The sequence below is a fragment of the Cellulosimicrobium composti genome (assembly GCF_010287905.1).
Taxonomy (GTDB): Bacteria; Actinomycetota; Actinomycetes; order Actinomycetales; family Cellulomonadaceae; genus Cellulosimicrobium; species Cellulosimicrobium composti.
Map to the genome: position 1 here is coordinate 1 of NZ_JAAFAN010000104.1, position 8,092 is coordinate 8,092.

The following is an 8,092-nucleotide window of genomic DNA, read 5'->3' on the forward strand; positions in this document are numbered from 1 at the left end:
ACGCGTCGCAGGCCGGGCACGCGCCCGGGCGGCCGAGACCTGCGTCAGACCTGGGCGTCCTGCTTCTGCGCGCGCTCGAGCGACCGCTTGCGGTCCTCGGCGTTCTCCTCCTCGATCCGCGCGGCCTCGTCCTCGTCGCGCGTGAGGTTCTCGCTCGTCTCCGGGTCGAAGATCATCATCTTCGTGGGGTCGAACCACAGGTCGGTCGTGTCGCCGTCGCGCACGCGCGACGCCGAGTCGAGCGCGACGACGAACTGCGTGCGCAGACCCTCGCCGTCGAGCTCGCGGTCCAGCTCCTCGAGCTGGCCCTTGACCGACTCGTGCATGTCGAACGGCACGTACGCGTACAGCTCGGCGCCGAGCCACTCCGTGACGTCGATCTGCGCCTCGAACGTGTGCCCGCGGTCCTTCTTCGACGGGTCGACGAGCCGCGCGTCCTCGAAGTGCTCGGGCCGCAGCCCGACGATCACGAGCCCCCGGTCGCCGACGGCCTTCGTGATGCTCTCGGGCATGTCGAACTCCCCGAACGGCAGCGTGATCCGTCCGTCCTTCACCTCGCCGGGCAGGAAGTTCATGGGCGGCGTGCCGATGAAGCCGGCGACGAACAGGTTGACGGGCTGCTCGTACAGCCCGCGCGGGCTCGCGACCTGCTGGAGGACGCCGCGGCGCAGGACCGCGACGCGGTCGCCGAGCGTCATGGCCTCGGTCTGGTCGTGCGTCACGTAGACCGTGGTCGTGCCGAGCCGGCGCTGCAGGCGCGCGATCTCGGTGCGCGTCTGGCCGCGCAGCTTCGCGTCGAGGTTGGACAGCGGCTCGTCGAAGAGGAACGCCTTCGCGTCGCGGACGATCGCGCGACCCATCGCGACGCGCTGGCGCTGACCGCCCGAGAGGTTCGCGGGCTTGCGGTCGAGGTGCTCGCGCAGGTCGAGCATGTCGGCCGCGTGCTCGATCTTCTCGCGGATCTCCTCCTCGCTGTGCTTGCCCTTGGCGAGCCGCAGCGGGAACGCGATGTTCTCCGCGACCGTGAGGTGCGGGTACAGCGCGTAGTTCTGGAACACCATCGCGAGGTCGCGCTCGCGCGGCGCCTTCTCGTTGACCCGCACGCCGTCGATCTCGAGGTCGCCGGACGTGATGTCCTCGAGCCCGACGATCATGCGCAGGACCGTCGACTTCCCCGAGCCGGACGGCCCGACGAGGATGACGAACTCGCCGTCGGCGATGTCGAGGTTCACGCGGTCGACCGCGAGGAACCCGTCGCCGTAGCGCTTGACGATGTCCTTGAGGGTGATCGACGCCATCAGCTCTCTCCTCGGGTTCGGCGTGCTCGGGGCGCGGCGGCGCGGGCCGGCGTGCGGTCGGGGGCGGGTCGGGACCGGGGCGGCGTGCTCATCCCTTCACCGCCCCCTGGGTCAGGCCGGAGACGATCTGGCGCTGGAACAGCACGACGAGCACGACGACGGGGATCGTCACGACGACGGCGGCGGCGGAGATCGCCCCGGTCGGCTCCTCGAAGTAGGAGGCGCCGGTGAAGAACGCGAGGGCCGCGGGCACCGGGCGGGCGGCGCTCGTCGACGTGAGCGAGATGCCGTACACGAAGTCGTTCCACGCGATGAAGAACGCGATGAGCGCCGTCGTGAACACGCCCGGCGCGGCGAGCGGGACGATCGCCTTGCGGAACGCCTGCCACGGCGTCGCGCCGTCGACCTGCGCCGCCTGCTCGAGCTCCCACGGGATCTGGCGGAAGAACGCCGCGAGGGTCCAGATGGAGATCGGGAGCGTGAGCGACAGGTACGGGATGATCAGGCCGGGCCACGTGTCGTAGAGGCCGATGTTGCGCCACAGGTTGAACAGCGGCGTGACGATCGAGACCACGGGGAAGATCGAGACGCCCAGCGCGGTCGTGAGGATGAGGCGCTTGCCCGGGAAGTCGAGGCGCGCGATCGCGTAGGCGCACAGCGTCGCGAGGACGACCGCGATGACGGTCGCGATGAGCGAGATGCCGATCGAGTTGCGCAGCGCGGACAGGAACAGCTCCTGCGCCGACCCCCCGCTCGCGAGGATCTGCTCGTAGTTCTCCGTGCTCCAGCGGGGCGGCAGGAACGTCCCGGAGTTGATGTCGCTCGACGCCTTGAAGCTCGTCATGAAGATCGACACCACGGGGAACAGCGCGCCGACGAGCACGACGACCGTGATGACGGCCCACCAGACCTTGGCCCTGGTGCTGAGGACGCTGCCCATCACTTCTCCCCTCTCGCGCCGGCGAGATCCACCTTGAAGAGCTTGATCGCGACGAAGCAGATGAGCACGACGCACAGGAACAGCAGCACGGAGATGGCCGAGCCCATGCCGATCTGGAGCTGGCCGATCGAGGTGCGGTAGGCGAGCAGCGACAGCACCTCGGTCCCGTTCGCGCCGTTCGTCATGATGAAGACGTTGTCGAAGATGCGGAACGCGTCGAGCGCGCGGAACAGCACCGCGACCATGATCGCGGCCTTCATGTTCGGCACGATGACGCGCGTGAACCGCTGCCACGCGGTCGCGCCGTCGACCTTCGCGGCCTCCTCGAGGTCGCCCGGCACCTGCGCGAGGCCGGCGAGCAGGAGGAGCGAGATGAACGGCGTCGTCTTCCAGACCTCGGACGCGATGATGACGACCAGGCTCGTGCCCTGCTGCGCGAACCAGTTGAGGTCGGGCCCGATCCCGGGCACCCAGTCGAACCAGTGGTTGACGTACCCGGACGTGATGTCGAACGCGTAGAACCACGCGAACGCCGAGACGACGGTGATGATGCCGTAGGGCACGAGGATCGCGGTGCGCAGGAGCCCGCGCAGGCGCTTGATCGCGCGGTGCATGACGAGCGCGAGCGCGAAGCCCAGGACGAGCTCGATGGCGACCGTGATGACCGTGATGAGGAGCGTGACCCACAGCGCCTGCCACCACACCGGGTCCGTGAGGATGACGACGTAGTTGTTCAGCCCGACGAAGGACCGGTCGTCGGGCGCGGTGAGCTTGTAGTTGAACAGCGAGTCGTAGACCGCCTGGAGGATCGGGTACAGCGTCACGGCGAGCATGACGACGAACGCCGGACCCGCGAGGTACCAGCCGAGGCGGGCCTCGGCGCGGGCGCGGTCGCTGCGCGCGGCCCTCGCCTCGGCGTCGGGCGCCCCGCGCCGGGCGTCGTCGCGCGGCGCGCGGTCCGTGGGGCGGTCCTCGGTGGTCGACGGCGCGGCGTGCCGGCCGTGCGTCGGGGGCTCGGCGGCGGGTCCGGTCTGCGCGTTCACAGGAGTCGCTCCCCTTGCAGGACGGCGGTGATGAACTCGGTGGACGCCGGCGGCGTGGAGTCGGGGTTCACGTCCGCGGGCGGGTACCACGTCTGCTGGAGGCCCGTGGAGACCTCGTTGTAGAACGGGGTCTGCGGTCGCGGCGCCGCCTGGTCGAGCGAGTCGCGGATGACGTCGTACATGGGGAACGCCTTCTGGACGTCCGGGTCCTCGTACGCCTCGATGCTCGCGGCCGGGTTGCCGTTGGTGACGAAGTACTCGGCCTGGTTGTCCGGGCTGACGATGCACTGCGCGGCCTCGTAGGCGAGGTCGGTGTGCTTGCCGAAGGCGCCGATCCCGAGCGAGATGCCGCCGTACGGCGGGCGCGCGTCGGAGCCCTCGACCGTCTGCGGGTACAGGGCCCACCCGATGTCGTCGAGGAGGGACTGGTCGAGCGACCCGGACTCGACCGCGCCCTGCGTGGAGGACCAGACGAACGGCCAGTTGACCATGAAGGACCCGCGGTCGCCCTGGAAGACCGTGAGCGACGCGGGCTCGTCCTCGCTCGGCAGCCCGGCGCCGCCGACGCCCGACGTGCCGATGTCGCCGATGATCTGCGCGGCGGCCCTCCCGGCGTCGGTGTCGAGCCCGAGCTCCACCTCGTCGGCCGGCGCCTCGGGGTTGTCGATGATGTGGCCGCCCGCGCCCTCGACGAGCGCGTTGATCCACACGGTGAGCGACTCGGCCTTGGCGCCCTGGACGGCGAGGAGCTTGTCCTGGTCCTGCGCCGCCTGCATGATCTGCTCCCACGTGACGGGCTTCGACATGTCGAGCCCCGCGGCCTCGGCGACCGACGTGCGGTACCAGAGGAGCTGGGTGTTCGCCCAGAACGGGATCGCGACGAGCTCGTCCTTCCACGACGACGCGTCGATCGCTCCCTGCACCACGTCCTTCGTCGTCGCGTCGGCGACGTCGTCGGGCACGGGGGCGAGGAAGTCGGCCTCGGCGAACTCCGCGATGAACACCGGGTCGAGGCTCATGATGTCGATCGACGAGTCCTTGGCCGCGAGGCGGCGCGCGAGCTGCTCGCGCTGCGACGCGGCGTCGCGCGGCAGGAGCTGCGTCTCGATCCGGTACGCGCCGTCGGCGGCCTCGGTGCACGAGGCCGCGATGTCGGCCTGGCCGCCGTTGTCCGGGTTGATGTACCACGTGAGCACCGGCGTCCCGTCGTCGCCCGGGCCGCACGCCGCGAGCGGCGCCACGAGCCCGGCGGCGACCAGGACGGCGAGCGCTCGGGTGCGTCGACGCACGTCAGCTCCCCTCGGTCGCGGCCTCCCCGTCACCGGGGCGTCCTCCCTATGGCTACACCCCTCCCGGGCGGCCCGCCATGCGAACGGGCACGTCGTGGGAGCGGACGCTGCGCGATGATGGAGGCCATGACCGCTCCCCGCACCACCGCGTCCCCCCGCACGCTCACCCCCGCCGAGGCGTGGGCCACGCTCCGGACCGGCAACGACCGCTTCGTCGCCGACGCCCCCCTGCACCCGTCGCAGGGCGCGGACCGACGGCGCGAGACGTCGGCGGCGCAGCACCCCCACACGGTGCTGTTCGGGTGCTCGGACTCGCGCGTCGCGGCGGAGATCATCTTCGACCAGGGCCTCGGCGACATGTTCGTCGTGCGCACCGCGGGGCACGTCGTGGACACCACGGTGCTCGGCTCGATCGAGTACGGCGTCGAGGTGCTGTCGGCGCCGCTCGTCGTGGTGCTCGGCCACGACTCGTGCGGCGCCGTGGGCGCCGCGGTCGAGACGCTCACGACGGGTGCGCAGGCCGACGGGTTCGTGCGCGCCGTCGTCGACCGCGTCATCCCGTCGATCGCCAAGATCACCGGGGCGGGCAACGGCTCCCTGGAGAGCATCGACCCGGACGTCCTGCGGCGCGAGCACGTGCGCAACACGGTCGACATGCTCCACTCCTACTCGGCCGGTCTGGCCGCCGCGGTCGCCGAGGGGCGGTGCGCGATCGTCGGCGTCGAGTACGACTTCGCGGAGGGTCGTGCGCGCCTGGTCGACGTCGTGGGCGACGTCGGCGAGGCGCCCGTCGGCGACGCCTGACGCCCGCGCCGGCCGCGGCGCGGCGCACCGCCGCGGCCGCGGCGTGACGCGGCTCACGCGAGTTGCGGCGGCCCGCGCGCGGTGCGGCAGGATGGCCCCATGACTGCAACTCCCGAGGCTTCCGGCGCCGCCGCCGGCGAGGCCGCACCCACGACCGAGTACCGCATCGAGCACGACACCATGGGCGAGGTGCGGGTCCCCGCCCACGCCCTGTACCGCGCCCAGACGCAGCGTGCGGTGGAGAACTTCCCCATCTCGGGGACCCCGCTCGAGCGCGGCCACATCGAGGCGCTCGCGCGCGTGAAGAAGGCCGCCGCGCGCGCCAACGCCGAGCTCGGCGTGCTCGACGAGGACGTCGCCGCCGCGATCGTCGCCGCCGCGGACGAGGTCGCCTCGGGCGCGCACGACGCGCACTTCCCCGTGGACGTCTACCAGACGGGCTCGGGCACGTCGTCGAACATGAACACGAACGAGGTCCTCGCGACGCTCGCGACGCGCTCGCTCGGTCGTGACGTGCACCCGAACGACCACGTCAACGCGTCGCAGTCGTCGAACGACGTGTTCCCCACGTCGGTGCACGTCGCCGCGACGGCCGGGGTCGTGCGCGACCTCGTGCCCGCGCTCGGCCACCTGGCCGAGGCGCTGGAGGCCAAGTCGGCGGAGTTCGCGACCGTCGTGAAGTCGGGGCGCACCCACCTCATGGACGCCACGCCCGTGACGCTCGGCCAGGAGTTCGGCGGGTACGCCGCGGCGATCCGCTACGGCATCGAGCGGCTGGAGTCGGCGCTCCCCCGCGCCGCGGAGGTCCCGCTCGGCGGCACCGCCGTCGGCACCGGCATCAACACGCCCGCCGGGTTCCCCCAGCGCGTCATCGCGCTGCTCGTCGAGGACACGGGCCTGCCGCTGACGGAGGCGCGCGACCACTTCGAGGCGCAGTCCTCGCGCGACGGGCTCGTCGAGCTCTCCGGCGCGCTGCGCACCATCGCCGTGTCGATCACCAAGATCTGCAACGACCTGCGCTGGATGGGCTCGGGCCCGAACACGGGGCTCGGCGAGATCTTCATCCCGGACCTGCAGCCGGGCAGCTCGATCATGCCGGGCAAGGTGAACCCCGTGGTGCCGGAGGCCGTGCTCATGGTCGCCGCGCGCGTCATCGGCAACGACGCGACCGTCGCGTGGGCCGGCGCGTCGGGCTCGTTCGAGCTCAACGTGCAGATCCCCGTCATCGCGCAGGGCGTGCTCGAGTCGATCCGTCTCCTCGCGAACGCGTCGCGCGTGCTGGCGGACAAGACGGTCGCGGGCATCACGGCGAACGTGGAGAAGGCGCTCGCGCTCGCCGAGTCCTCGCCGTCGATCGTCACGCCCCTCAACCGCGTGATCGGCTACGAGGCCGCGGCGAAGGTCGCGAAGCACTCCGTCGCGGAGGGCGTGACGGTCCGCCAGGCCGTGATCGACCTCGGCTTCGTCGAGCGCGGCGAGGTCACCGAGGCGCAGCTCGACGAGGCGCTCGACGTGCTCTCGATGACGCGCCCCCCGCAGGCCTGAGGTTCACCGGTCGAGGCCGGGTGGAGCGGCGCGCCCGCTCCGCCCGGCCTCCGTCGTCAGTGGTCGACGGGGTCGAGGCGACGCAGGACGACGGCGAGCAGGCGCGCGAGCTCGGCGCGCTCGGCGTCGTCGAGGTCGACGAGCGCCGCCCGCTCGCGGTCGAGCTGCTGCGGGAAGACCTCGTCGACGAGCGCGGTCCCCGCGTCGGTGAGGGCGACGAGGACGCCGCGGCGGTCGCGCTCCGCGACGGTGCGCTCCACGAGGCCGGCACGCTCGAGCCGGTCGAGCCGCTTGGTGATCGACGCGCCGGGGGCGCCGGTCATCGTCGTGACCTCCCCGGCCCGCAGCGGCCGCCCGGCGCGGCGCAGCGCCGCGAGCACGTCGAACTCCGCGCGCGAGACGTCGTGGCGTGCCGCGGAGCGCTCCAGCGCCGCCTCGAGCAGCGCCGCGACGCGCCGCAACCTGGCCCCGACCGCCGACGACGCGGTGTCGAGGTCCGGACGCTGCTCAGCCCACTCCGCGCGCACGCGGTCGACGTAGTCCACGCGCCCAGGATAGGGCGGGGCTCACAGTAGTTCACCGGTGAAACATCGTGAAAACACCGGTAGGCTGGTGCCTCGATGCCCCTCCCCGCCCCCGCCCGACCGCACCTCGCGCCCGTGCGCGCCGCCGCCCAGGACGTCCTCGACCCCGCCCACCTGCGCGCCGCCCTGCGCGTGAGCCCCGCCGACGCGACGCTCGCCGCGGCGCTGCGCTGCGGCGCCGCCGTGGCGCTCGCCCTCGCGGTGCCGGGCCTCCTCGGCCGCCCCGACCTCGCGGCGTTCGCCTCGCTCGGCGCGCTCACGTCGCTCTACGGCCGCTACGACCCGTACCGGCGGCGGGCCGCGCTCCTCGCGACCGTCGGCGCGCTCATGACCGCCACCATCGCGGTCTTCACGCTCCTGGCCGCCGCGGGCGCGCCCGCGCTCGTGACGACCGCCGCCGTCGCGCTCCTCGCCGCGGGGGCCACGGCGCTCTGCCTGCTCCTGCGCACCGGGCCGCCCGGCGCGACGATCGTCGTCTTCGCCGCGGGCGCGGGCCTGGCGGGCGCCCCGGCCCTCGCCGACCTCGGACCGCGCGCGCTCGCCGGCGCGGGCGGCGCGCTCCTCGCGTGGCTCGTGTGCACGGCGGGCG

The 8,092-nt window shown here is 72.7% G+C and carries 7 protein-coding genes and 1 pseudogene; 3 read left to right on the forward strand and 5 right to left on the reverse strand.

The genetic code is table 11. The features are described 5' to 3' along the window. Positions 1-44 precede the first annotated feature (44 nt). The 4 genes from GYH36_RS18390 to GYH36_RS18405 form a co-directional block, all read right to left on the reverse strand. On the reverse strand, positions 45-1,298 hold the full coding sequence (locus GYH36_RS18390; RefSeq protein ID WP_155100284.1) for an ABC transporter ATP-binding protein: 1,254 nt from the start codon (positions 1,296-1,298) through the stop codon (positions 45-47). 88 nt (positions 1,299-1,386) lie between these two features. Beyond that, positions 1,387-2,238 (reverse strand): carbohydrate ABC transporter permease, encoded by an 852-nt coding sequence (locus GYH36_RS18395; RefSeq protein WP_115942235.1) that lies wholly within the window; start codon positions 2,236-2,238, stop codon positions 1,387-1,389. Continuing rightward, entirely contained in the window at positions 2,238-3,281 is a 1,044-nt protein-coding gene (locus tag GYH36_RS18400) for a carbohydrate ABC transporter permease (RefSeq protein ID WP_024841096.1), read from the reverse strand. Before GYH36_RS18400 ends, GYH36_RS18395 begins: the two co-directional genes overlap by 1 nt. Further along, complete coding sequence (locus GYH36_RS18405; protein ID WP_115942234.1) at positions 3,278-4,570, reverse strand: sugar ABC transporter substrate-binding protein; 1,293 nt, start codon at positions 4,568-4,570, stop codon at positions 3,278-3,280. The genes GYH36_RS18400 and GYH36_RS18405 overlap by 4 nt, the downstream gene beginning before the upstream one ends. Before the next feature lie 126 nt (positions 4,571-4,696). On the opposite strand from GYH36_RS18405, the gene GYH36_RS18410 reads away from it, so the two are divergent. After that, positions 4,697-5,374, forward strand: a complete 678-nt coding sequence (locus GYH36_RS18410; protein WP_024841094.1) for a carbonic anhydrase — start codon at positions 4,697-4,699, stop codon at positions 5,372-5,374. A gap of 99 nt (positions 5,375-5,473) precedes the next feature. Next, positions 5,474-6,919: a class II fumarate hydratase gene (locus tag GYH36_RS18415; protein ID WP_024841093.1), complete on the forward strand. Its 1,446-nt coding sequence runs from the start codon at positions 5,474-5,476 to the stop codon at positions 6,917-6,919. Positions 6,920-6,975: 56 nt separating this feature from the next. On the opposite strand, the gene GYH36_RS18420 is transcribed toward GYH36_RS18415, so the two are convergent. Then, positions 6,976-7,464 carry a MarR family winged helix-turn-helix transcriptional regulator gene (locus GYH36_RS18420; RefSeq protein WP_024841092.1) on the reverse strand — a complete coding sequence of 163 codons (489 nt, stop codon included), beginning with the start codon at positions 7,462-7,464 and terminating at the stop codon, positions 6,976-6,978. Between the two features lie 75 nt (positions 7,465-7,539). Here GYH36_RS18420 and GYH36_RS18425 point away from each other — a divergent pair. Continuing rightward, positions 7,540-8,092, forward strand: a pseudogene (locus GYH36_RS18425) (hypothetical protein); the annotation flags it as partial.

What these genes read in the sequence shown, in the direction of transcription:
- GYH36_RS18390 (WP_155100284.1), bottom strand. Translation starts at nt 1,298, where the DNA reads ATGGCGTCGATCACCCTCAAGGACATCGTCAAGCGCTACGGCGACGGG.
- GYH36_RS18395 (WP_115942235.1), bottom strand. Translation starts at nt 2,238, where the DNA reads ATGGGCAGCGTCCTCAGCACCAGGGCCAAGGTCTGGTGGGCCGTCATC.
- GYH36_RS18410 (WP_024841094.1), top strand. Translation starts at nt 4,697, where the DNA reads ATGACCGCTCCCCGCACCACCGCGTCCCCCCGCACGCTCACCCCCGCC.
- GYH36_RS18415 (WP_024841093.1), top strand. Translation starts at nt 5,474, where the DNA reads ATGACTGCAACTCCCGAGGCTTCCGGCGCCGCCGCCGGCGAGGCCGCA.